This is a genomic window from Sagittula sp. P11 (assembly GCF_002814095.1).
In the GTDB taxonomy this organism is placed as follows: domain Bacteria; phylum Pseudomonadota; class Alphaproteobacteria; order Rhodobacterales; family Rhodobacteraceae; genus Sagittula.
Genome location: NZ_CP021913.1, coordinates 1,650,348 through 1,670,673, shown reverse-complemented (window position 1 = coordinate 1,670,673; position 20,326 = coordinate 1,650,348). Strand labels below are relative to the sequence as shown.

General features: G+C 65.5%; 20 protein-coding genes and 1 tRNA gene. 13 read left to right on the top strand and 8 right to left on the bottom strand.

Going from position 1 to position 20,326, the window contains the following annotated elements; all coding sequences use genetic code 11:
* Positions 1-337: 337 nt before the first annotated feature.
* Complete coding sequence (locus CDO87_RS08185; protein ID WP_100928321.1) at positions 338-1,693, bottom strand: cytochrome P450; 1,356 nt, start codon at positions 1,691-1,693, stop codon at positions 338-340.
* 131 nt (positions 1,694-1,824) lie between these two features.
* Between CDO87_RS08185 and CDO87_RS08180 the strand changes: the two genes are divergently transcribed.
* The gene (locus CDO87_RS08180) at positions 1,825-2,409 is read left to right on the top strand and encodes a hypothetical protein (RefSeq protein WP_100928320.1); all 585 of its coding nucleotides are present in this window, start codon (positions 1,825-1,827) and stop codon (positions 2,407-2,409) included.
* A 96-nt stretch (positions 2,410-2,505) separates the two neighbouring features.
* Entirely contained in the window at positions 2,506-3,681 is a 1,176-nt protein-coding gene (gene tuf / locus CDO87_RS08175) for an elongation factor Tu (RefSeq protein ID WP_100928298.1), read from the top strand.
* A 159-nt stretch (positions 3,682-3,840) separates the two neighbouring features.
* Here tuf and CDO87_RS08170 read toward each other — a convergent pair whose 3' ends face one another.
* Together CDO87_RS08170 and CDO87_RS08165 are read right to left on the bottom strand one after the other, a co-directional pair.
* Positions 3,841-4,359: a GNAT family N-acetyltransferase gene (locus CDO87_RS08170; protein WP_198521884.1), complete on the bottom strand. Its 519-nt coding sequence runs from the start codon at positions 4,357-4,359 to the stop codon at positions 3,841-3,843.
* A gap of 2 nt (positions 4,360-4,361) precedes the next feature.
* Positions 4,362-4,868, bottom strand: coding sequence for a GNAT family N-acetyltransferase (locus CDO87_RS08165; protein ID WP_100928318.1), 507 nt, complete (start codon positions 4,866-4,868; stop codon positions 4,362-4,364).
* Between the two features lie 116 nt (positions 4,869-4,984).
* On the opposite strand from CDO87_RS08165, the gene CDO87_RS08160 reads away from it, so the two are divergent.
* On the top strand, positions 4,985-5,977 hold the full coding sequence (locus tag CDO87_RS08160; protein ID WP_100928317.1) for a zinc transporter ZntB: 993 nt from the start codon (positions 4,985-4,987) through the stop codon (positions 5,975-5,977).
* A gap of 120 nt (positions 5,978-6,097) precedes the next feature.
* Here the strand turns inward: CDO87_RS08160 and CDO87_RS26690 are convergent, their stop codons facing one another.
* Positions 6,098-6,499: a hypothetical protein gene (locus CDO87_RS26690; protein ID WP_157814943.1), complete on the bottom strand. Its 402-nt coding sequence runs from the start codon at positions 6,497-6,499 to the stop codon at positions 6,098-6,100.
* Between the two features lie 506 nt (positions 6,500-7,005).
* Here CDO87_RS26690 and CDO87_RS08150 point away from each other — a divergent pair.
* Positions 7,006-7,081 (top strand) — tRNA-Trp (locus CDO87_RS08150).
* A 112-nt stretch (positions 7,082-7,193) separates the two neighbouring features.
* Here CDO87_RS08150 and CDO87_RS08145 read toward each other — a convergent pair.
* Both CDO87_RS08145 and CDO87_RS08140 read right to left on the bottom strand, forming a co-directional pair.
* Positions 7,194-7,658 carry a hypothetical protein gene (locus tag CDO87_RS08145; RefSeq protein WP_100928315.1) on the bottom strand — a complete coding sequence of 155 codons (465 nt, stop codon included), beginning with the start codon at positions 7,656-7,658 and terminating at the stop codon, positions 7,194-7,196.
* 218 nt (positions 7,659-7,876) lie between these two features.
* Positions 7,877-8,299, bottom strand: a complete 423-nt coding sequence (locus tag CDO87_RS08140) for a hypothetical protein (RefSeq protein ID WP_100928314.1) — start codon at positions 8,297-8,299, stop codon at positions 7,877-7,879.
* 185 nt (positions 8,300-8,484) lie between these two features.
* Here CDO87_RS08140 and secE point away from each other — a divergent pair, with 185 nt between their 5' ends.
* Together secE and nusG are read left to right on the top strand one after the other, a co-directional pair.
* A complete protein-coding gene (secE, locus tag CDO87_RS08135; protein WP_100928313.1) occupies positions 8,485-8,688 on the top strand; it encodes a preprotein translocase subunit SecE in 204 nt (67 codons plus the stop codon).
* 149 nt (positions 8,689-8,837) lie between these two features.
* Positions 8,838-9,371: a transcription termination/antitermination protein NusG gene (gene nusG, locus CDO87_RS08130; RefSeq protein ID WP_040605070.1), complete on the top strand. Its 534-nt coding sequence runs from the start codon at positions 8,838-8,840 to the stop codon at positions 9,369-9,371.
* A gap of 103 nt (positions 9,372-9,474) precedes the next feature.
* Here the strand turns inward: nusG and CDO87_RS08125 are convergent, their stop codons facing one another.
* Positions 9,475-10,014: a DUF6647 family protein gene (locus tag CDO87_RS08125; protein WP_100928312.1), complete on the bottom strand. Its 540-nt coding sequence runs from the start codon at positions 10,012-10,014 to the stop codon at positions 9,475-9,477.
* Positions 10,015-10,118: 104 nt separating this feature from the next.
* Here CDO87_RS08125 and CDO87_RS08120 point away from each other — a divergent pair, with 104 nt between their 5' ends.
* From CDO87_RS08120 to rplL, 6 genes are all read left to right on the top strand, one after another.
* On the top strand, positions 10,119-11,030 hold the full coding sequence (locus CDO87_RS08120) for a LysR substrate-binding domain-containing protein (protein ID WP_100928311.1): 912 nt from the start codon (positions 10,119-10,121) through the stop codon (positions 11,028-11,030).
* A gap of 197 nt (positions 11,031-11,227) precedes the next feature.
* Positions 11,228-11,680, top strand: coding sequence for a 50S ribosomal protein L11 (rplK, locus tag CDO87_RS08115; RefSeq protein WP_005862823.1), 453 nt, complete (start codon positions 11,228-11,230; stop codon positions 11,678-11,680).
* A 5-nt stretch (positions 11,681-11,685) separates the two neighbouring features.
* The gene (gene rplA, locus CDO87_RS08110) at positions 11,686-12,384 is read left to right on the top strand and encodes a 50S ribosomal protein L1 (protein ID WP_100928310.1); all 699 of its coding nucleotides are present in this window, start codon (positions 11,686-11,688) and stop codon (positions 12,382-12,384) included.
* 145 nt (positions 12,385-12,529) lie between these two features.
* The gene (locus CDO87_RS08105; RefSeq protein WP_100928309.1) at positions 12,530-13,381 is read left to right on the top strand and encodes a DUF4105 domain-containing protein; all 852 of its coding nucleotides are present in this window, start codon (positions 12,530-12,532) and stop codon (positions 13,379-13,381) included.
* Between the two features lie 280 nt (positions 13,382-13,661).
* Positions 13,662-14,180, top strand: a complete 519-nt coding sequence (rplJ, locus tag CDO87_RS08100) for a 50S ribosomal protein L10 (protein WP_100928308.1) — start codon at positions 13,662-13,664, stop codon at positions 14,178-14,180.
* A 72-nt stretch (positions 14,181-14,252) separates the two neighbouring features.
* On the top strand, positions 14,253-14,633 hold the full coding sequence (gene rplL, locus CDO87_RS08095; RefSeq protein WP_100928307.1) for a 50S ribosomal protein L7/L12: 381 nt from the start codon (positions 14,253-14,255) through the stop codon (positions 14,631-14,633).
* A gap of 81 nt (positions 14,634-14,714) precedes the next feature.
* Here rplL and CDO87_RS08090 read toward each other — a convergent pair whose 3' ends face one another.
* On the bottom strand, positions 14,715-15,542 hold the full coding sequence (locus CDO87_RS08090) for a GGDEF domain-containing protein (protein WP_100928306.1): 828 nt from the start codon (positions 15,540-15,542) through the stop codon (positions 14,715-14,717).
* 615 nt (positions 15,543-16,157) lie between these two features.
* Between CDO87_RS08090 and rpoB the strand changes: the two genes are divergently transcribed.
* A complete protein-coding gene (rpoB, locus tag CDO87_RS08085) occupies positions 16,158-20,294 on the top strand; it encodes a DNA-directed RNA polymerase subunit beta (RefSeq protein WP_100928305.1) in 4,137 nt (1,378 codons plus the stop codon).
* Positions 20,295-20,326 lie beyond the last annotated feature (32 nt).

Here is a 20,326-nt window from a genome sequence, read left to right as displayed (position 1 = left end):
GGCGGAGGTATTTTTGCCAAGATGAAGGCGGCCGGAGCGCGGGCCATGGTGCCGACTTTGCGGCGGGTCGTGGGCGGTGCGGACAAGGGGGGCAGACTGTGGGGCGCGGATGCCAGCCCGGTCGTTGTCTCTGGGGGGCATTCTCGGGATGCCTCCGGCAGAGGTGCTCTTGCCAGGATGAAGCCGCGGGGGTGGGCTGCGCGCCAGGTGGCATGTGCGCCATTTAGCGGGCCGGGTGCGGCATGCGGCGGCGCCAAGTGCGCCATGCGGCGGGCTGGCCGGGTGGTGGGGCGGTCGGGGCGGCTGGCGGTTCGTGGGGGCGCGCGGCCCCCTCGGGTCAGAGCGGGTCCGCTTCGAGCCAGACGCCGCCCTGCGGGCGCAGCGTCAGGATCATCACCGGGTCGGGTTCGCGCCCCCTGACCGGGGTGAAGCGGAAGTTGGCGATGAGCGTGGCGAGGATGATGACCGCCTCCTGCAGCGCGAAGCTGGCGCCGATGCAGATTCGCGGCCCGTCGCCGAATGGCAGGTAGGCGTAGCGGTCGGGCTTCTTCTCCCACCGGTCGGGGCGGAAGGCGTGGGGGTCGTCGTAGAGCGCGTGGTGACGGTGCAGCGCGTAGATCGGCAGGATCACCGTGTCGCCCTTGCGGATCTCGCGCCCGCAGAGGGTGTCGTCCTCACGCGCGGTGCGCGAGACCATGCCCGCGGGCGGGTAGAGCCGCAGCGCCTCGTCGATGACCTTGCGGATGAAGGGCAGGTTGGGCACGTCCTCGCCCTGTGCGACGCCGTCCGTCAGCACCGACTGCGCCTCGGCCCGGGCGCGGGCCTGCGCCTCCTGGTCGAAGGCCAGCAGGTAGAGCGACCACGACAGCGTCAGGGCCGTGGTCTCGTGCCCCGCGACGATGAAGGTCAGCAGGTTGTCGCGCAGTTCCGCTGTGGACATGGTGCGCCCGGTCTCCGGGTCGGCGCCGGCCTTCAGCAGGTCGAGCAGGTCCGGCACGGCGTTCGGGTCGCGGCTGGCCCGCGTCTCGATCGCGCGGTCGGCCATCTGCTTCATCTGGTTCACGCCGCCCGCGAAGAAGGCCCGCCCCGGGCGCGGCACCCAGTCGGGAAAGCCCAGAAGGTCGAAGAGCGAGATGCGCCCGGCCTCCGCGATGTAGGCGTCGATGGCGGAATGCACGCCGTCGCGGTCGAAGGTGCTGTCGCCGGAGAAGGTCACGTCGGAGATCACGTCGAAGGTGACGCTGACCATTTCCTCAAGGAAGTCGACGGCGCGGGGGCCCGCGGCACGGATGCGTTCGACCGAGCGGCCCGCCGCGGCGCTCATCACCGGGGCGAGGTTCATCACGTTGCGGTGACCGAAGACCGGCGCCGCGGTGCGCCGCTGCCAGCGCCAGTGCGCGCCCTCGGCGATGAAGAGGCTTTCGCCGATGGCCGGTTTCAGCAGGTTCTTGGTGACGAGGCTCTTGGGGTAGGCGTCGAGGTTTTCCAGCAGGACGCGGCGGATGGCGCCCGGCTCCATCACCATGTGCCAGCGCTTGCCTGTCTTGCCCGAAAGGATCGGCTGGCGGGTGGCGACCTCGGGGATGATGGACAGCACGTTGCGGCGCGATGCCTGGAGGCTGCCCCAGATGCCCAGCGGTCGTGTGACCAGCGGCACCTGCACGGGCAGGCGATGCGGCTTCAGTTCGGTCATGGTGCGCTCCCGGCCTCGCGGCCTGTGGTTTCCCTGCAAACATAGGCGGGATCGTGCCATTGACAAAGGCCTGCGAGATTGCACGTGAACCGGGGCTGCGCTACGGGAAAACCAAGTAAACGGGGGTACCTATGGTACGCATTCTTGCCATTCTGAGCCTGATGCTGGGCCTTGCCGCCTGCACGGATGCGACATCCGACCTGTCGCGGCCGGTCGAACCGCTGGGCGATTTCAAGATGGGGCACGCGATCGTCGTGGCGCCGAACCTCAACATGGTGGGCATCTCGAAGGAGGCCAGCAGCGAGGAATGGGTGACGGCGGTCGACCGCGCGGTGGAGACGCGGTTCCGCCGCTACGACGGTGGCAAGTTCTATCACCTTGGCATCAGCCTCGAGGAATATTCGCTGGCGGTGCCGGTGCCGCTGGTGCCCAGCAAGTCCGGCCTGTCGCTGCGCGTGACGGTCTGGGACGATGCCGCGAAGGCCAAGATGAACGAGGAAACCCATGTTGTGCGCGTGGTCCAGGTGCTGCCCTCCTACGGCATGACGCGCGAGCAGCAGATCGCCTCGCTGGCGGAGGAAGCGGCGCTGTGGATCGAAAAGTGGCTGCGCGAGCGCATGGAGGAAGACGGCTGGTTCGCGACCGCCGGGTCCGCCACGGTCGCGAGCGCCGCGCCCGCAGCGGCGGCCGCACCCGTCGCGCAGCCCGAAGGCTGATCGAACGGCTTGATTTTCCGGCTGCGACTCAATAAACGCCCCGCCATGTGAACCGGGCCAGATGTGTGGCCCCATGAACCATGAGGCGTCTGAGAGATGGCAAAGGAAAAGTTTTCGCGGTCGAAACCGCACTGCAACATCGGCACGATCGGTCACGTTGACCACGGCAAGACCACGCTGACCGCGGCGATCACGAAGTACTTCGGCGAATTCCGCGCCTACGACCAGATCGACGGCGCGCCGGAAGAGAAGGCCCGCGGGATCACCATCTCGACCGCGCACGTCGAGTACGAGACCGAGGCACGCCACTACGCGCACGTCGACTGCCCCGGCCACGCCGACTACGTGAAGAACATGATCACCGGCGCGGCGCAGATGGACGGCGCGATCCTCGTGGTGAACGCGGCCGACGGCCCGATGCCGCAGACGCGCGAGCACATCCTGCTCGGCCGTCAGGTGGGCATCCCGGCGATGGTCGTGTTCCTGAACAAGGTCGACCAGGTGGACGACGAGGAGCTGCTGGAGCTCGTCGAGATGGAAGTGCGCGAACTGCTGTCCGCCTACGACTTCCCGGGCGACGACATTCCGATCATCGCGGGTTCGGCGCTGGCCGCTCTCGAAGGTCGTGACGAAGCCATCGGCGAGAACAAGATCCGCGAACTGATGGCCGCCGTGGACGAGTACATCCCGCAGCCGCCGCGCGCCACCGACCAGCCGTTCCTGATGCCGATCGAGGACGTGTTCTCGATCTCCGGCCGCGGCACCGTGGTCACCGGCCGCGTGGAGCGTGGCGTGGTGAACGTCGGCGACGAACTGGAAATCGTCGGCATCAAGGACACGCAGAAGACGACCTGCACGGGTGTCGAGATGTTCCGCAAGCTGCTGGACCGCGGTGAGGCAGGCGACAACATCGGCGCGCTGCTGCGCGGCATCGACCGTGACGCGGTCGAGCGCGGCCAGGTCCTGTGCAAGCCGAAGTCGGTGAACCCGCACACGAAGTTCGAGTGCGAGGTCTACATCCTGACCAAGGAAGAGGGTGGCCGTCACACGCCGTTCTTCAAGAACTACCGTCCGCAGTTCTACTTCCGCACGACCGACGTGACGGGCACCGTCGAGCTGCCGGAAGGCACCGAGATGGTGATGCCGGGCGACAACCTGAAGTTCAACGTCGAGCTGATCGCACCGATCGCGATGGAAGAAGGCCTGCGCTTCGCCATCCGCGAAGGCGGCCGCACCGTCGGTTCGGGCGTCGTCTCCAAGATCGTCGCCTGATCGCGACCTGTGCCGGGCGCCTGCCCGGCCGAGAACAACGAAGGGCGTCCCAAACGGGGCGCCCTTTTCTATTGCCCCCGGTTCGCTTGTCCACAGGACATCGCGCACCTTCCCAAGCCACACCCCACCCCGTAGGGCGGGGCTCTGCGCCGCCCTGCCTCAGCGGTCGAGCGTCAGGCGGAACACGTCGTTGGGGTAAGCGGCGTCGCCGATGCGGAAGTGCGTGGTGCCGATCCGTTCGAAGCCCTGCCGCAGGTAGAAGCCGATGGCGGGGGTGTTTTCGGAATTGGTGGCCAGCCAGACGGAAGGCTGGCCCAGCGACCGGGCGTGGTCGATCCCGCGCGCCAGAAGCGCCCGGCCAAGGCCGCGGCCGTGGTGGCGGGGCTGGACGTAGAGGGTCGAGATCTCCAGATCGGAGCATCCCGGCAGCGGCGCGGGGCGGTTGCGGGTCAGGCGGATGAAGGCGTCCGGGCCTTCCTCGTTCTCCGACAGGATCACGTGTTCGCCGGGATCGGCGAGGACAGCCGCGAGGTTCGCCGCGGTGAAGGTGTCGAGCGCGTATTCGGCATAGGCCGTGTCGACGCCGCGCCGGATGTAGGTGTGCATCCAGACCTCGAAGGAGATCGCCGCGAGGATCGCTGCGTCGGAGGGCCGGGCGGTGCGCAGTCTGACGGGCAGCGTCACAGGCGGCGCAGCATGAAGACGGAGAGCGGGTCGGTCACGTAGTCCCCGAAAGGCGGGCAATCGGTGAAGCCCGCCCGGTGGTAGAGCGCGCGGGCGGCGGCGAAGTCCGGCTCCGACCCGGTTTCAAGGCAGAGGCCAACGGCGCCGGAGGCGCGGGCCTGATCGGCCAGCCCGTCGAGCAGCACCCTGCCCAGCCCCTCGCCGCGACGGGCGCGGGCGACGTGCATGCTTTTCAGTTCCATCACCGTGCCGCCGTCGGGCCAGTCCACGCCGTCGGGCCAGCCCGCCCGGTCCAGCGGTTTCAGCGCCCCCACGGCGCAGGGCGCACCCCCGGCCCAAAGCGCAAAGACCCGCGCCCCGCTGGCGCGCAGCGCGTCGGAGGTCATGACGTGGCAGCTTTCCTCGGGCGATTGCGCGCGCATGTCGGCATGGTGGCGGGCCAGCAGCGCCTCGGCCGCGGGGGCGGGGCTGCGCAGCTCCTGCAAGGTCACTGTCTGGTCCATCGGTCATCGCCTTTCCCGCGTTGCGGCGACCCTTCGACGTTCCGGGGGGATCGTCAAGTCGCACGGCCTGCGCGTCGCCCATTGCGCAGGGCAAAAGCCGCTCTATCCTCCGCCAGATGACCACTCTCGTCCCCGTTACGCAGGACATGATCCTGCGCGCCTTTGCCCTTGACGGTCCCGATGCGGGCCGCCGCCTCGAACCTGCCGAAGTGCCGGAACTCCTGCGCCACGACACGCTGGCCTGGGTGCATCTGCGCGCCCAGCACGCCGACACGCCGTCGTGGATCGTCGGGAACCTGTCCTATCTCGATCCGACGATCATCGATGCGCTGGTGGCCGAGGAGACCCGCCCGCGTGTCACGCCGGTGGGCAACGGGCTGATCGTCATCCTGCGCGGCGTCAACACCATCGAGGGCGAGGCGCCGGAGGACATGGTCTCGGTCAGGTTGTGGATAGACCCGCACCGGATCGTGTCGCTGTCGATGCGGAAGGTGAAGGCGATCGAGGACATCGCCGAGAGCCTTGAGCGTGGCGGCGGGCCGAAGGACGCGGCGGAGTTCCTGGTGATGCTGACGGAGCGCCTGACCTACCGGATCGAGGCGTTCTGGCGCGAGGTCGACGACAAGGCCGACGACCTTGAGGAAGAAGTGCTGGAGGAGGTCCGGCCCGAGATGGCCGGCCGGCTGGTGGACCTGCGGCGCACCGCGATCATCCTGCGCCGCTACCTGCAGCCCCAGCGCGACGCGATGCGGACGCTGCAGGCGGTCCATCCCGACTGGGTGGAGGGCGACGACCTGCGGCAACTGGCAGAGGAGCTGGACGCGCTGGAGCGGGTGGTGGAGGACGCCGACGCGCTGCGCGACCGGATGGCGCTGGTGCGGGACGAGATGCAGAGCGCGCGGGACGAACGCCTGAACCGCAACCTCTACCTGCTGTCGATCCTCTCGGCGGTGTTTTTGCCGCTGGGGTTCCTGACGGGTCTTTTCGGGATCAATCTGGCGGGAATGCCGGGGGCAGAGTGGCCCTTGGCCTTCTGGGTGTTCACCGGCGCGCTCTGCGTCATCGGTGCCCTGCAGCTTGTGGTCCTGCGGCGGATGCGCTGGATCTGAGGGGGATCGGGGCGCGGACCCCCGGAAACGTATTGGCCGCACCCCCGTGGGGGCGCGGCATTGGCAACTTCGGTATCGCGCAGGCTGGGAGTGCGGGCCCGCGCGATACCTTGTGGCAGATCACTTCAGAACTGCACGGATGCCGTTGCGCAGTTCGTTCGAGTCACCGCCGGAGTGCACGACTGCGTTGATCTGGTGAACCTGGGTGTCGGTCAGGTTCGAGTAGTCGGCGTTCGGCAGCAGGATGAATGCCTCGGACGACAGGCGCGGGGCCGGAGCAGCGGAGGCAACGCCGGTCAGAAGAACGGTTGCGGCGAGGGTGGATGCGATAAGCGTTTTCATTTCATTTCTCCAGTTTGAGGTGGCGGCATCGGTGCCGCCGGTCTTGTTTGCGTCGGTGTTTGCTTCCGACACCGAACAAGTAGGCTTGCCGTCTGAGACATTGAAATCACGAAGAAATCTCGGATTGCTCGCGAAAACGTGTGCTTGAAATCGGCGACGGCCAAACGGGTCTTTGTGCATGAAGTGAGGCTTTTGGTGCGGCTCAAGCCCGCTTGGACAATCGGGCGTTCCGGCGGTTTCAAGGGGGTTCCCGGCGCGGCCGCGCGCGGGGCCTCGGAAAGGGGAAATTCGTGCTGTGCACAGTTCGTGTGCGGGAATGAAAAATCGGATTCCGCCCCTTGCGGCGCCCTTTTCGGGGCTGGGCGGACCCCCGGGGGCATGAGATTCCAGCGCGGTCCGGGGCGAATCCTGCGGGTCGGACGGGGGCGGTTCGGCCCGGGGCAGGGCGGCGCTTCGTGCCGGGGGGCGACTGTTCGCGGCGCGCGGCTCCTGGCCGTCGCGGGCGTGCGGGCCGATCAAGGCTGCGGGCAGGGCGGGCTGTTGCGCGGGGGGTGTCGGCGGGTGGTGCCGGTGCAGACCGGCGGGCCGGGCGCTGCCCGCGGATCGCGTTGGAAGGCGGCGCAAATTCCCTGACAAAGACGTCTTGATTTCACCCGCTGGCCCGTGTACCTGACGGCACGGCCTGAAGGGGTATAGCTCAGCTGGTAGAGCGACGGTCTCCAAAACCGTAGGTCGCGGGTTCGAACCCTGCTGCCCCTGCCATTCCTCCGGACATCGATGTCATGCCAGTGCTGCCGTTGCAGCGGAGGTTTCGTGTGCGCACGAAAAAGGGGCCGCCCGAAGGCAGCCCCGTACTTGCTAACAGGAACCTGGATTATTCGATGCCGAGGTAAGCGCGCATTTCGCGCTTCTTCTCGTTCTCGTTGCCGTCGCCGTTCATGATCGAGATCAGGGCGGCGGTCTGCTGTTCGGTCAGGGTCGATGCGTCCAGCTCGGGGATGTACGCTTCGATCTGGTTCACGTTGAACGTGCCTTCGTCGTTCATGTCGTCGATTTCGTCGGCTTCAGCCACTTCGGGCAGCGGCTCGTCGACGGCCACGGCCGGCGGGTTGTCGGACTGGAACTCGCCCAGGTAGGCTTCCATCTGGCGGGACTTCTCGTTCTCGTTGCCCGGGCCGTTGGCGATGCCGATCAGGGTGTTGACCTGCTCGTCGCTCAGCGCCTCGACGTTCACGTTCGGAAGGAACGTGGAAATGGTGTTCTCGTCAAAGCTGGTTTGCGCCACGGCGCCGGTTGCAATGACGGACACGAGTGCGGTTGCGGTCAGAAAACGTTTCATAAGGATGTCTCCTTTTCATCTTCGTGGGCGGTGCAGTGCACCTCTTTGGCCGTGCTGTTCTGCACCTGCCTTGCACAAGAACAACCGCCTTCCCCAATGATCGTTCCAAGAAAATTCGATTATTTTTCAAATTCTTACGATGCCGTGACCGGGTGTGAGCGGGCACGAGAAAGGGGCCGCTGAAAGCGGCCCCCTTCCGGGTAGAACTGTGACCTGGATCACATTTCGAGAGTGTCGATGTAGGTCTTGATCGCCTCTTCGTCGTTGGTCGCCAGGACGGCGCGCAGCTCTGCGAACTGCTCGTCGGTGATCGAGTAGATGTCGACGCCCGGTGCGTAGGTCATCATCGCCTCGATCTCGGCGTCGGTCAGACCTTCGGGGTAGAGGGTGATTTCCAGCTCGGGGTTGTTCGTCTTGAACTCGCCCAGGTAGGCGCGCATCTGGCGCTCTTTCGTCTCTTCGTTGCCTTCGCCGTTGATGGTGGCCATCAGGGAAGCGACCTGGGCGTCGGGCAGCATCTCGACGTTCACCTCGGGAATGAAGGTGTTGATCTCGTTTGCGTTGAAGCTGCTCTCGCTCTGGGCCATTGCGCCGGTTGCGATCACGGAAATAAGGGCGGTTGCGGTCAGAATACGTTTCATGTCAGATCCTTTTAGGTTTCTGCTGCGTCGGCGGCGTGTTTGCCGTGGCGCTCTGGGGGGTAAACCTCCCCGAGCCGAAAAGGTTCATTCGATTCATTCACGCATCCGGGAGCGGCTCACGCCTTGCTTTTGCCGGCCCCTGCGCGTACATGCCCACGAAACCGCAGCACACGGGACATTCACGCATGGCGACGACCAACCCGATCACGTTCATCCAGCAGGTCCGCGCAGAAGTGGCCAAGATCGTCTGGCCGACCCGGCGCGAAGTCACGCTGACCAGCATCATGGTCTTCATCATGGCGGCGCTGACGGCGGTCTTCTTTGCGCTGGTGGACCTGGCGATCCGGTCCGGTCTGACGGGTATCCTGACCTACTTCGGCGGCAGCTGAAGTCGGGCGCAGGGGCGCTCCGGCCCTTGCCATCCGGTTTCGGACGGTGTAACGGACGGGTCCAGTTTCCGGCGCGCGGCTATAAAGGCTCGCGCGCCGTTTCATTTCCGGAAGGCGCCCCGTTCGGGGGCGGAATGATCGAGGTCGACATGGCAAAGCGGTGGTATTCGGTGAGCGTTCTCTCGAACTTCGAGAAGAAGATCGCCGAGCAGATCAGGACATCGGTTGAGGAGCAGGGGCTTCAGGACCAGATCGACGAGGTCATGGTCCCGACCGAAGAAGTCATCGAGGTGCGGCGCGGCAAGAAGGTGACGACCGAGCGTCGCTTCATGCCCGGCTACGTGCTGGTTCACATGGAGATGTCGGACCGCGGCTATCACCTGATTTCCAACATCAACCGGGTGACCGGCTTCCTCGGTCCGCAGGGCCGTCCGATGCCGATGCGCGATGCGGAGGTGGAGGCGATCCTCGGCCGCGTGCAGGAAAGCGACGAGGCGCCCCGGACGCTCATCCATTTCGAGATCGGCGAGCGGGTCAAGGTCAACGACGGTCCGTTCGAGGGCTTCGACGGCATGGTCGAGGGCGTCGACGAGGACAACCAGCGCCTGTCGGTGTCGGTGTCGATCTTCGGCCGCGAGACCCCGGTGGAGCTGGACTTCACCCAGGTGTCGAAGCAGGGCTGAGCCCTTCGCGCCGCCGGTCATTAGCGACGGCGCATATCTTCTGGCAGATCCTTCGGGCCCGTGCATCCGCGCGGGCCTTTTCCTTTGCTGCGGGCGGGGCCGGTCAGTCGGGGTGGATGTCGCGGCGTGTGCAGCCTGCCTCCAGCACGACGGCGATCCAGTTGATGTCCGCTTCGAGGCCGAGGTCCGCCAGCCACTCTTCCTGCAGGCGGTAGGCGGGCAGTTCCTGCGCGCCCGCGCAGTACCAGTGGCCCGCCTCTTCCTGCCGGTAATGCGTCAGTTCGTGCAGGAGCACGCCCACGTCGTAGGGGTTTTTCATGTCCCACGGGCGCACGAGGAAGATGGTGTCGGCCTCGGGGTCGTACATGCCGCGCGCCATGCCTTCCTGGGATGCGTGACGCGCGGTGTGCAGGCTGGCCGCGCGGGCCGCGCCGATCCACCGGACAAGGGGCGGCCCGTCGCGCCGGGGCAGGTCGGAATGGGTGTCCAGCCAGTCGTCGAGGTGCGAGACGAGCGCCCCGATGGTGGGGGCGTCGCGCCAGGCCAGCGGGTCTGCGTCGGCGGCGACGGTGGCGGGTGCCATGCAGACGAGTGTCATCAGGGCGCAGCCGAGCGGCGCGCCGAAGCGGTGAAAGGGGCTCATGTCCGGCCTCGTTCGAATTTTGAGAGTTGGTGAGAAGATGCTACGATCGGCCCGTCACCGGCGCAAAAGACCAATTTTCACCAGCCGTTGAAAGGAATTCAGCCATGGGGCGCAAATTCCCTCCGTTCGCGGCCGTGCGGGCCTTCGAGGCCGCGGCCCGGCATCTCAGCTTCAAGGCCGCCGCAGAGGAGCTGTGCCTGACCCCCTCTGCCGTCAGTCACCAGATCAAGGCGCTTGAGGCGTTCCTCGACACCGCGCTGTTCGAGCGCACGGGCGGCCGGATCTCCCTGACGCTGACCGGGCGCGGCTATGCCGGGAAGATGACCGGGCTGCTGGATGCCTTCGAGGACTCCACCCGTTCGGTGAAGGAGGCGGGCGCGCGGCCGTTCCGTGTCCTCTGCACGCCGGGCTTTGCGGCGCGATGGCTGGTGCCCCGGCTGGACCGGCTGGGATTCGGCGACCGCGTGCGGCTGCGGGTGTCGGTCGGGGCGCCCTCGACCGATTTCGCCGCGAACGACAGCGACCTTGTGATCCAGTGGGCTGACGATCCCGTGCCCGGCGTCGTCACCGAGCCGTTCATGACCTCTGCCCGCTACCCGGTGATCTCGCCCGCGCTGCGGGAGCGGGAAGATGTGCGGGTGCCGTCCGACCTGCTGCGGCTGCGGCTGATGCACGACGAGGTCCTGGACGCCTGGGACGAATGGTTCGACGCGGCGGGGGTGGCGCCGCGCGCCCTGCCGCGCGGGCCGGTCTTTCCGAACTGCGAACTGGCAACGACGGCGGCGGAACAGGGGCAGGGCGTGGCGCTGGCCTATGACATGATGGTGCGCGGAACGCTGGAGGCGGGACGGCTGGAGCGGCTGTTCGACACGGTGACGCTGCCGGTCACGATCTACTCTGTCGCCTATCCGGAGGCGCGGGCCGACGATCCGATGATCCGGAGCTTCCGGGACTGGGTCTTTGCCGAGATGGAGCGGGACGGTGCACCGCTGCTGGCCCGTCCTGCCGCAGAATAGCGCGCGACGGCAGGCCGCCCTTCGGAATCACTTGCCAAACCGCCGCCGAGGTTATATGCGGCGCCCCTGTTGCTGCGGAACCGTCAGGTTGCGCGCAATCCACCGTGGGAGGCGAGGGTCACGCGAGATCCGGACCTGACCACGCCACAAGAAGCCCCTTCGACGCGTCGCGGGGGAGATGGAAAAGGAGAAAGCCGATGGCAAAGAAGCTCGCCGGCAAGATGAAGCTGCAGATCCCTGCAGGCAAGGCCAACCCCTCCCCGCCGGTCGGTCCGGCGCTGGGTCAGCGCGGCATCAACATCATGGAATTCTGCAAGGCGTTCAACGCCAAGACGCAGGAAATGGAGCCCGGCGCGCCGTGCCCGACCGTGATCACCTACTACCAGGACAAGTCCTTCACGATGGACATCAAGACGCCCCCCGCGTCTTACTACCTGAAGAAGGCCGCCGGTCTGAAGCCCGTGGGCAAGCGTAACCGCCCCCGCGGTGCCGAGAAGCCGGGCCGTGAGACCATCGCACACGTCACCGTGGCGCAGGTCCGCGAGATCGCCGAAGCCAAGATGAAGGACCTTTCGGCGAACGACGTCGAAGCGGCAATGCAGATCATCCTGGGCTCCGCCCGGTCGATGGGCATCGAGGTGAAAGGGTAATCGTCATGGCAAAACTTGGTAAGCGCACCCGTGCAGCCCGCGAAGCCTTCGAAGGCAAGGAAAACATCACCGTCGAGGAAGCCGTTTCCCTGATCAAGTCGAACTCCAATGCGAAGTTCGACGAGACCGTGGAAATCGCGATGAACCTCGGTGTCGACCCGCGTCACGCCGACCAGATGGTCCGCGGCGTGGTCGGCCTGCCGAACGGCACCGGCAAGACCGTCCGCGTGGCAGTCTTTGCACGTGGCCCGAAGGCTGACGAGGCGAAGGAAGCCGGTGCGGACATCGTCGGCGCCGAAGACCTGATGGAAACCATCCAGGGCGGCACCATCGAGTTCGACCGTTGCATCGCGACGCCGGACATGATGCCGATCGTCGGTCGTCTGGGCAAGATCCTCGGCCCGCGGAACCTGATGCCGAACCCGAAGGTCGGCACCGTGACCATGGACGTCAAGGAAGCCGTCGAGGCAGCCAAGGGCGGTCAGGTCCAGTTCAAGGCGGAGAAGGCCGGTGTCGTGCACGCAGGTGTCGGCAAGGTTTCCTTCGACGAGGCCAAGCTGGCCGAGAACATCCGCGCGTTCGTGAACGCCGTGTCCGCGGCCAAGCCGACGGGCGCGAAGGGCACCTACATGAAGAAGATCTCGCTGTCTTCCTCCATGGGCCCGGGCGTCACCGTCGACGTGTCGAACGCGACCGGCAACTGAGCCGACCGCTCCAGGAATTGAAGGAGGGCGTCCCGCCGGGGCGCCCTTTTTCTTTGGGACTGTCCGAAGGGGCTGTCAGGAGGGGGCGGGCAGGGTCAGGGTATCCCGCCTTTGCCGTTTCCCGGCGGCGCGGTAAGACGGCGGCATGAAGCGCGTTCTCAAGGTTTTCGCCATCGCCGTGGCCGCAATCGCCGTGGTCCTCTACCTGCCGTGGGTGGTTCTGCTGCCGTCGCACGACCGCGACTGGCGCGCCGATCACAGCCGTCTGCCGCTGGTCTCTGCCGGAGAGGAGGCGGCGGTGATCCGCAATATCCGCAACTGGGATTACGCCCCCGACGGCAGCGTCGCGCGCGAGGCCTGGATCAACGCGACCCTCGTCCCCGAGGAGCTGGAGCAGGCCTATTTCGTGGTCGAGCCGTTCACCGGCAGCGAGGCCATCGCCCACACCATGCTGTCCTTCCGCTTTCGCGACGGGAAGACCTATGTCGCCTCCGTCGAGGCGCGGCGCGAAGAGGGCGAGAGCTACAACGCGCCGCTGGCCGCCGTGCTGCCGGTCTTCGAGTACTTCTTTGTCTGGACGACCGAGCGCGACATGTTCGGCAATTCGGAGTTCTGGGCGGGCGATCAGCTGTACCTCTACCCGCTGTCGATCCCCATCGAGCAGCAGCGCGCCGTGCTAAAGGCGATGCTGCGCGAGAGCGAGGAACTGGTGACGGAGCCGCGCTGGTACAACACGCTGTTTTCCAACTGCACCAACGTGCTGGCCCGGGCGGTGAACCGGACAAAGCGCGGGGTGGTGCCCTTCGACAAGTCATGGGTGCTGACCGGCTACGCCGACGATTTTCTGTACGAGCAGGGAATGCTGGCGGACATGGGCGGGTTCGAGGCGACGCAGGAACGGGCCTTGATCTCTCCGCTGGTGCGGGAGCTCTACGGGATAAAGGACCCGGCGGAATTTAGTGTCGCCTTGCGCGAACGGATGCGCGGCGGGATTTGATTGAATGATTGCAAGAAATAATGGCCGGTGCTAATGCAGGCCTCGCGGTGCCGGATGCGATTCGTATTCGGCGCCGCAATTCGTCCGAGACGGTGGGTTGGTTCCATTTCCTGAAATGGCCCCGGTAATTCCTGCCTGAGACGGGAAGAGACATCTTTTCAGCCCCGCGCTTCTGCGTCGGGCCCACAGGATGCGTCGACCCTCATTCGGACTTTGTGATCGGGGACACCCGGTCGACTGAGAGCCGGAGGGTCCGCCCTCCAACAACTGGAGTGAAACTGTGGATAGAGCCCAGAAAGAGAAATTGGTCGAGGAACTCGGCCAGATCTTCGAAAGCTCTGGCGTCGTGGTGGTTGCCCACTACGAGGGTCTCACGGTTGCAGAGATGACGGATCTGCGTAACCGCGCTCGCGCTGGTGAAGCAACGGTCCGTGTCGCCAAGAACAAGCTCGCCAAGATTGCTGTCCAGGGCACCCCCGCCGAGGGGATCGCCAAGTATCTGGACGGCATGACGGTGCTTACCTTCTCCGAGGACCCGGTCGCAGCGGCCAAGGTCATCGAAGACTTCGCCAAGGATAACAAGAAGATTGAGATCCTTGGTGGCGCCATGGGTGGCACCACGCTGGACCGTGCCGGTGTCGAGGCCGTGTCGAAAATGCCGTCGCGCGATGAGCTTATTGCTTCCATCGTCGGCTGCATCGGCGCACCCGCATCGAACATCGCCGGCGCCATTGGCGCACCTGCATCGAACATCGCCTCCATCCTCACCACCATCGAGGAAAAGGGCGAGGCGGCGTAAGCAACCTTTCGACCTGCGTAGGGAATGCTCCCTGACGTTGGAACCCATATCTAAATCTGAAAGAGTCTCAAAATGGCAGATCTCAAAGCACTTGCTGAGCAAATCGTCAACCTGACCCTGCTCGAAGCACAAGAACTGAAGACCATCCTCAAGGATGAGTACGGCATCGAGCCGGCCGCCGGCGGCGCAGTCATGATGGCTGGCCCGGCAGGCGACGCAGGCGCGGCAGCCGAAGAAGAAAAGACCGAGTTCGACGTGATCCTCAAGTCCGCTGGCGACAAGAAGATCAACGTGATCAAGGAAGTCCGCGGCATCACCGGCCTGGGCCTGAAAGAAGCCAAGGAACTGGTGGAAGCCGGTGGCAAGGCCGTCAAGGAAGGCGTTTCCAAGGACGAAGCCGAAGAACTCAAGAAGAAGCTCGAAGAGGCAGGCGCCGAAGTCGAGATCAAGTAATTCCCGTCTCACGACTGGTTTACGGCAAGCGCTCCCATCCGGGGGCGCTTGTTTTTTTGCGGGGTGCCCTGCCGGGCCGGATCAGGTGCCGATGCAGTAGCGGTTCTTGCCCTGCCGCTTGGCGGCATAGGTGCGCATATCGGCATTGATGAGCGCCTGCTGCGCGTCGCCCCGATAGTCGGCCACTCCGATGGAGGCGGTCACGGCGATGCCCGCGACAGGCGTGCTGCCGATGGAGGTCAGCAAACGGTCGGCCACGTCCTCCGGATCGGTGCGCGGGTCGTTGATGACGACGACGAACTCCTCTCCGCCGAGGCGCGCGACGATGTCCTTTTCCCGCACCGCCGTGGTGATGCGCCGGGCGACGGCCTGCAGGACCGCGTCGCCGATGGGGTGGCCGTGGGTGTCGTTGATCGCCTTGAAGTCGTCGATGTCGAGCACGAGGATCGACCCCTGTTCCACCCCTTCGAGCGCGCGCATCAGCCCGCGCCGGTTGAGGAGCGTCGTCAGGGGATCGGTCTCTGCCTCCGAGCGGTAGCGGTGGATGCGCTGCTGCGCCTCCGTCAGGACCCGGTTGGTGGCGACCATGAGAAAGCCCACCTCGTCGCGGTGACGGTCGGGCAGGGGCGCGAATTCGCGCCGCTCCTCGAAGGCGGCCAGCGCGCGCGTCACCTCGTAGACCGGGGCGAGCAGTCGCCGCAGCAGGACCAGCGTCAGGCCGGTGCCGGCGACCGTCGCCCCGAGGATCAGCAGAAGCGCACCCGTCTTGTCGCCGGACCAGGGGCTGTCGCCGAGCAGGACGAAGACCGTGAAGGCGAGAAGCGGGATGTGCGTTCCGATGAAGGCGACGAACAGGATCTTTCGCGTGAAGGACCGTGGAAACAGGCGGTCCAGGAGTCTGTATATCATGGGCCCACCACGCAACGCACGGAGTTCGCATGTCTAATTGCCGGAAGGTTAAGAAATGATTAAGGGCGTGCCGGCTTCTTGAGGATCCGTGAAGGGTTTGCTGTGCGTTCGGGCGGAGTTGGCACGGCAGCGGCACGCCAGCCGCGGAATAGCGTTGTTTTTCCATGACTCCTTGACGGAACCGGCGCTTTTTGTCATTCTGCTCCAAGTGCATAAAACCGCGCGCCCCGGTCAAGGGGGGTTGCGCGCATGCGCTTTACCGAATATTCGGAAGTCTCCCACGGGCTCGAGCGATTCGAACCCGTGTCGCAGGTGTTTCGGAGGCAGGGGGCGCGCACGACAGTTGAATATCTGACCCCAGCCCCCATATCCGGTCTTCCCCAGAACATCCGGACAACAGGCACCCCCTTCGCCCGTCTTGGCAAGCCCCCCGTCTGCATGCGTTTTCCGCGCGCAGACGGGAGGCTTCCCAAGGCAGGGAAACCGGTCGAGTGGCACGCGGTGGGACGCGCGCCGAGAATGGACCCGTCAACCCGCCGTCACTGACGTGAACCGCCGCTGTGGCCCCGGCAGCGTGCAGGTTCGGGCAGAGAAAATCGAAAGGGTGCTCCCCTCATGGCGCAAAGTTTCCTCGGTCAGAAACGCCTCCGCCGCTATTACGGCAAAATCCGCGAAGTTCTTGAAATGCCGAACCTCATCGAGGTTCAGAAATCGTCTTACGAGCTGTTCCTGAAGTCCGGCGACCAGCCCAAGCCGATGGACGGCGAAGGCATCAAGGGCGTGTTCCAGTCGGTCTTCCCGATCAAGGACTTCAACGAGACCGCGGTCCTCGAATTCGTGGACTACGACCTCGAGAAACCGAAGTACGACGTCGAGGAATGCATGCAGCGCGACATGACCTACAGCGCCCCGCTGAAGGTCACCCTGCGCCTGATCGTGTTCGATATCGACGAGGACACCGGCGCCAAGTCGGTCAAGGACATCAAGGAGCAGGACGTCTTCATGGGCGACATGCCCCTGATGACCCCGAACGGCACGTTCATCGTGAACGGCACCGAGCGCGTGATCGTATCCCAGATGCACCGCTCGCCGGGCGTGTTCTTCGACCACGACAAGGGCAAGACGCACAGCTCGGGCAAGCTGCTGTTCGCCTGCCGGATCATCCCCTACCGCGGCTCCTGGCTGGACTTCGAGTTCGACGCCAAGGACATCGTCTTCGCGCGCATCGACCGCCGCCGGAAGCTGCCGGTGACGACGCTGCTGTACGCGCTTGGCCTCGACCAGGAAGCGATCTGCGACGCCTACTACAACACCGTGAACTTCGAGTACCGCCGTGGCGAGGGCTGGGCGACCAAGTTCTTCCCTGAGCGCGTGCGCGGCACCCGTCCGACGTTCGACCTGGTCGATGCCGACACCGGCGAGATCATCGCGGAGGCCACCAAGAAGGTGACGCCGCGCGCGGTGAAGAAGCTGATCGACGAAGGCAAGGTCAAGCAGCTGCTTGTCCCGTTCGAGCACATCGTCGGCAAGTACGTCGCCAAGGACATCATCAACGAGGACACCGGCGCGATCTACGTCGAGGCCGGCGACGAGCTGACCTGGACCGTCGACAAGGACGGTGAAGTGTCGGGCGGCACCCTGAAGGAGCTGCTGGACGCGGGCATCACCGAGATCCCGGTCCTCGACATCGACAACATCAACGTCGGCCCGTACATCCGCAACACGATGGAGCAGGACAAGAACATGTCCCGCGAAACCGCGCTGCTGGACATCTACCGCGTGATGCGCCCGGGCGAGCCGCCCACCGTCGAAGCCGCCTCGGCGCTGTTCGACACGCTGTTCTTCGACAGCGAGCGTTACGACCTGTCCGCCGTGGGCCGCGTGAAGATGAACATGCGTCTCGCGCTCGACAAGCCGGACACCCAGCGCACGCTGGACCGCGACGACATCGTGGCCTGCATCAAGGCGCTGGTGGACCTGCGTGACGGCAAGGGCGACATCGACGACATCGACCACCTCGGCAACCGTCGTGTGCGTTCGGTCGGCGAACTGATGGAAAACCAGTACCGCGTCGGTCTGCTCCGCATGGAGCGCGCGATCAAGGAACGCATGTCCTCGGTCGAGATCGACACGGTCATGCCGCAGGACCTGATCAACGCGAAGCCGGCGGCGGCTGCCGTCCGCGAATTCTTCGGCTCCTCGCAGCTGTCGCAGTTCATGGACCAGACCAACCCGCTCTCCGAAGTGACGCACAAGCGTCGCCTCTCGGCGCTTGGCCCCGGCGGTCTGACGCGTGAGCGTGCCGGCTTCGAGGTGCGCGACGTGCACCCGACGCACTACGGCCGCATGTGCCCGATCGAAACGCCGGAAGGTCCGAACATCGGCCTGATCAACTCGCTGGCGACCTTTGCCCGCGTGAACAAGTACGGCTTCATCGAGACCCCGTATCGTGTCGTGAAGGAGGGCGTCGTCACCGACGAGGTCCACTACATGTCCGCGACCGAGGAAATGCGGCACACGGTGGCACAGGCCAACGCCTCGCTGGACGAGAACGGCAAGTTCACCAACGAGATGGTCAACACCCGCCAGGCGGGCGACTACACGCTGGCGCCGTCGGAAACCGTCGACCTGATCGACGTGTCGCCGAAGCAGCTGGTGTCGGTCGCGGCCTCGCTGATCCCGTTCCTGGAAAACGACGACGCCAACCGCGCCCTCATGGGTTCGAACATGCAGCGTCAGGCGGTTCCGACCCTGCGGGCCGAGGCGCCGCTGATCGGCACCGGCATCGAGGAAGTCGTGGCACGCGACTCCGGCGCCGCCGTCATGGCGAAGCGTGCGGGCATCATCGACCAGGTCGACGCGCAGCGGATCGTGATCCGGGCGACCGAGGACCTGGAACTGGGTGACGCGGGCGTCGACATCTACCGGATGCGCAAGTTCCAGCGGTCGAACCAGAACACCTGCATCAACCAGAAGCCGCTCGTGAAGGTGGGCGACACGGTGATGAAGGGCGAGGTCATCGCGGACGGCCCGTCCACCGACATGGGGGAACTGGCGCTCGGCAAGAACGTCATCGTCGCCTTCATGCCGTGGAACGGCTACAACTACGAGGACTCGATCCTGATCTCGGAGCGGATCGCCAAGGACGACGTGTTCACCTCTGTCCACATCGAGGAATTCGAAGTGGCGGCGCGCGACACGAAGCTCGGGCCCGAGGAAATCACCCGGGACATCCCGAACGTCGGTGAAGAGGCGCTGCGCAACCTCGACGAGGCAGGCATCGTCTACATCGGTGCCGACGTGGAGCCGGGCGACATTCTCGTGGGCAAGATCACCCCGAAGGGCGAAAGCCCGATGACGCCGGAAGAGAAACTCCTCCGCGCCATCTTCGGCGAGAAGGCCTCGGACGTGCGCGACACCTCGCTGCGGGTGAAGCCGGGCGACTACGGCACCGTCGTGGAAGTCCGCGTGTTCAACCGTCATGGCGTCGAGAAGGACGAACGTGCGCTGCAGATCGAGCGCGAGGAAATCGAACGTCTGGCCCGTGACCGGGACGACGAGCTCGCCATCCTCGACCGCAACATCTACGCGCGTCTGAAGGGCATGATCCTCGGCAAGACCGCGGTGAAGGGTCCGAAGGGCGTGCGCGCGAACTCGGAGATCGACGAAGAGCTTCTGTCGACGCTGACCCGCGGTCAGTGGTGGCAGCTTGCCCTCGGCGAGGAAGAGGACGCCAAGCACGTCGAGGCCCTGCACGAGCAGTACGAGATCCAGAAGCGTGCGCTCGACGCGCGGTTCGAGGACAAGGTCGAGAAGGTGCGCCGCGGCGACGATCTGCCCCCGGGCGTGATGAAGATGGTCAAGGTCTTCATCGCGGTGAAGCGCAAGCTTCAGCCGGGCGACAAGATGGCCGGCCGTCACGGCAACAAGGGTGTCGTGTCGCGCGTGGTGCCGCAGGAGGACATGCCGTTCCTCGCGGACGGTACGCCGGTCGACTTCTGCCTCAACCCGCTGGGCGTGCCGTCGCGGATGAACGTCGGTCAGATCCTCGAAACCCACATGGGCTGGGCGTCGCGTTCGCTTGGCATCCAGGTGGACGAGGCGCTGCAGGAGTACCGCCGGTCGGGTGACCTGACCCCGGTGCGCGACGCTCTGAAGATCGTCTACGGCGACGAGGTCTACGAAGAGGGCTTTGCCGACGCCGACGAGACCGCGCTGGTGGAGATGGCGGGCAACGTGACCCGCGGTGTCCCGATCGCGACCCCGGTCTTCGACGGTGCCAAGGAAGCGGACGTGAACGACGCGCTGCGCCGCGCGGGCTTTGACGAAAGCGGCCAGAGCCGCCTGTTCGACGGCCGCACCGGCGAGGAGTTTGCCCGGAAGGTGACGGTGGGTGTGAAGTACCTGCTGAAGCTGCACCACCTGGTCGACGACAAGATCCACGCCCGTTCGACGGGGCCCTACTCGCTCGTTACCCAGCAGCCGCTGGGCGGCAAGGCGCAGTTCGGCGGTCAGCGTTTCGGGGAGATGGAGGTCTGGGCCCTGGAAGCCTACGGCGCCGCCTACACCCTGCAGGAGATGCTGACGGTGAAGTCGGACGACGTGGCGGGCCGGACCAAGGTCTACGAGTCGATCGTCAAGGGCGAGGACAACTTCGAGGCCGGCGTGCCGGAATCGTTCAACGTTCTCGTCAAGGAGGTCCGGGGTCTGGGCCTCAACATGGAACTCCTGGATGCGGAGGAGGACGAGTAACCCACAGAGTTTTCGACGAAAACTCTGTGTCG

Coding starts and splice junctions, on each gene's coding strand:
- CDO87_RS26690 (WP_157814943.1), bottom strand. CDS start 6,499: ATGCACAAAGACCCGTTTGGCCGTCGCCGATTTCAAGCACACGTTTTC.
- tuf (WP_100928298.1), top strand. CDS start 2,506: ATGGCAAAGGAAAAGTTTTCGCGGTCGAAACCGCACTGCAACATCGGC.
- CDO87_RS08125 (WP_100928312.1), bottom strand. CDS start 10,014: ATGAGCCCCTTTCACCGCTTCGGCGCGCCGCTCGGCTGCGCCCTGATG.
- CDO87_RS08180 (WP_100928320.1), top strand. CDS start 1,825: ATGGTACGCATTCTTGCCATTCTGAGCCTGATGCTGGGCCTTGCCGCC.
- CDO87_RS08145 (WP_100928315.1), bottom strand. CDS start 7,658: ATGAAACGTTTTCTGACCGCAACCGCACTCGTGTCCGTCATTGCAACC.
- CDO87_RS08090 (WP_100928306.1), bottom strand. CDS start 15,542: ATGATATACAGACTCCTGGACCGCCTGTTTCCACGGTCCTTCACGCGA.
- CDO87_RS08185 (WP_100928321.1), bottom strand. CDS start 1,693: ATGACCGAACTGAAGCCGCATCGCCTGCCCGTGCAGGTGCCGCTGGTC.
- CDO87_RS08160 (WP_100928317.1), top strand. CDS start 4,985: ATGACCACTCTCGTCCCCGTTACGCAGGACATGATCCTGCGCGCCTTT.
- secE (WP_100928313.1), top strand. CDS start 8,485: ATGGCGACGACCAACCCGATCACGTTCATCCAGCAGGTCCGCGCAGAA.
- CDO87_RS08165 (WP_100928318.1), bottom strand. CDS start 4,868: ATGGACCAGACAGTGACCTTGCAGGAGCTGCGCAGCCCCGCCCCCGCG.
- CDO87_RS08140 (WP_100928314.1), bottom strand. CDS start 8,299: ATGAAACGTATTCTGACCGCAACCGCCCTTATTTCCGTGATCGCAACC.
- rplL (WP_100928307.1), top strand. CDS start 14,253: ATGGCAGATCTCAAAGCACTTGCTGAGCAAATCGTCAACCTGACCCTG.
- rplK (WP_005862823.1), top strand. CDS start 11,228: ATGGCAAAGAAGCTCGCCGGCAAGATGAAGCTGCAGATCCCTGCAGGC.
- nusG (WP_040605070.1), top strand. CDS start 8,838: ATGGCAAAGCGGTGGTATTCGGTGAGCGTTCTCTCGAACTTCGAGAAG.
- rpoB (WP_100928305.1), top strand. CDS start 16,158: ATGGCGCAAAGTTTCCTCGGTCAGAAACGCCTCCGCCGCTATTACGGC.
- CDO87_RS08105 (WP_100928309.1), top strand. CDS start 12,530: ATGAAGCGCGTTCTCAAGGTTTTCGCCATCGCCGTGGCCGCAATCGCC.
- rplA (WP_100928310.1), top strand. CDS start 11,686: ATGGCAAAACTTGGTAAGCGCACCCGTGCAGCCCGCGAAGCCTTCGAA.
- CDO87_RS08120 (WP_100928311.1), top strand. CDS start 10,119: ATGGGGCGCAAATTCCCTCCGTTCGCGGCCGTGCGGGCCTTCGAGGCC.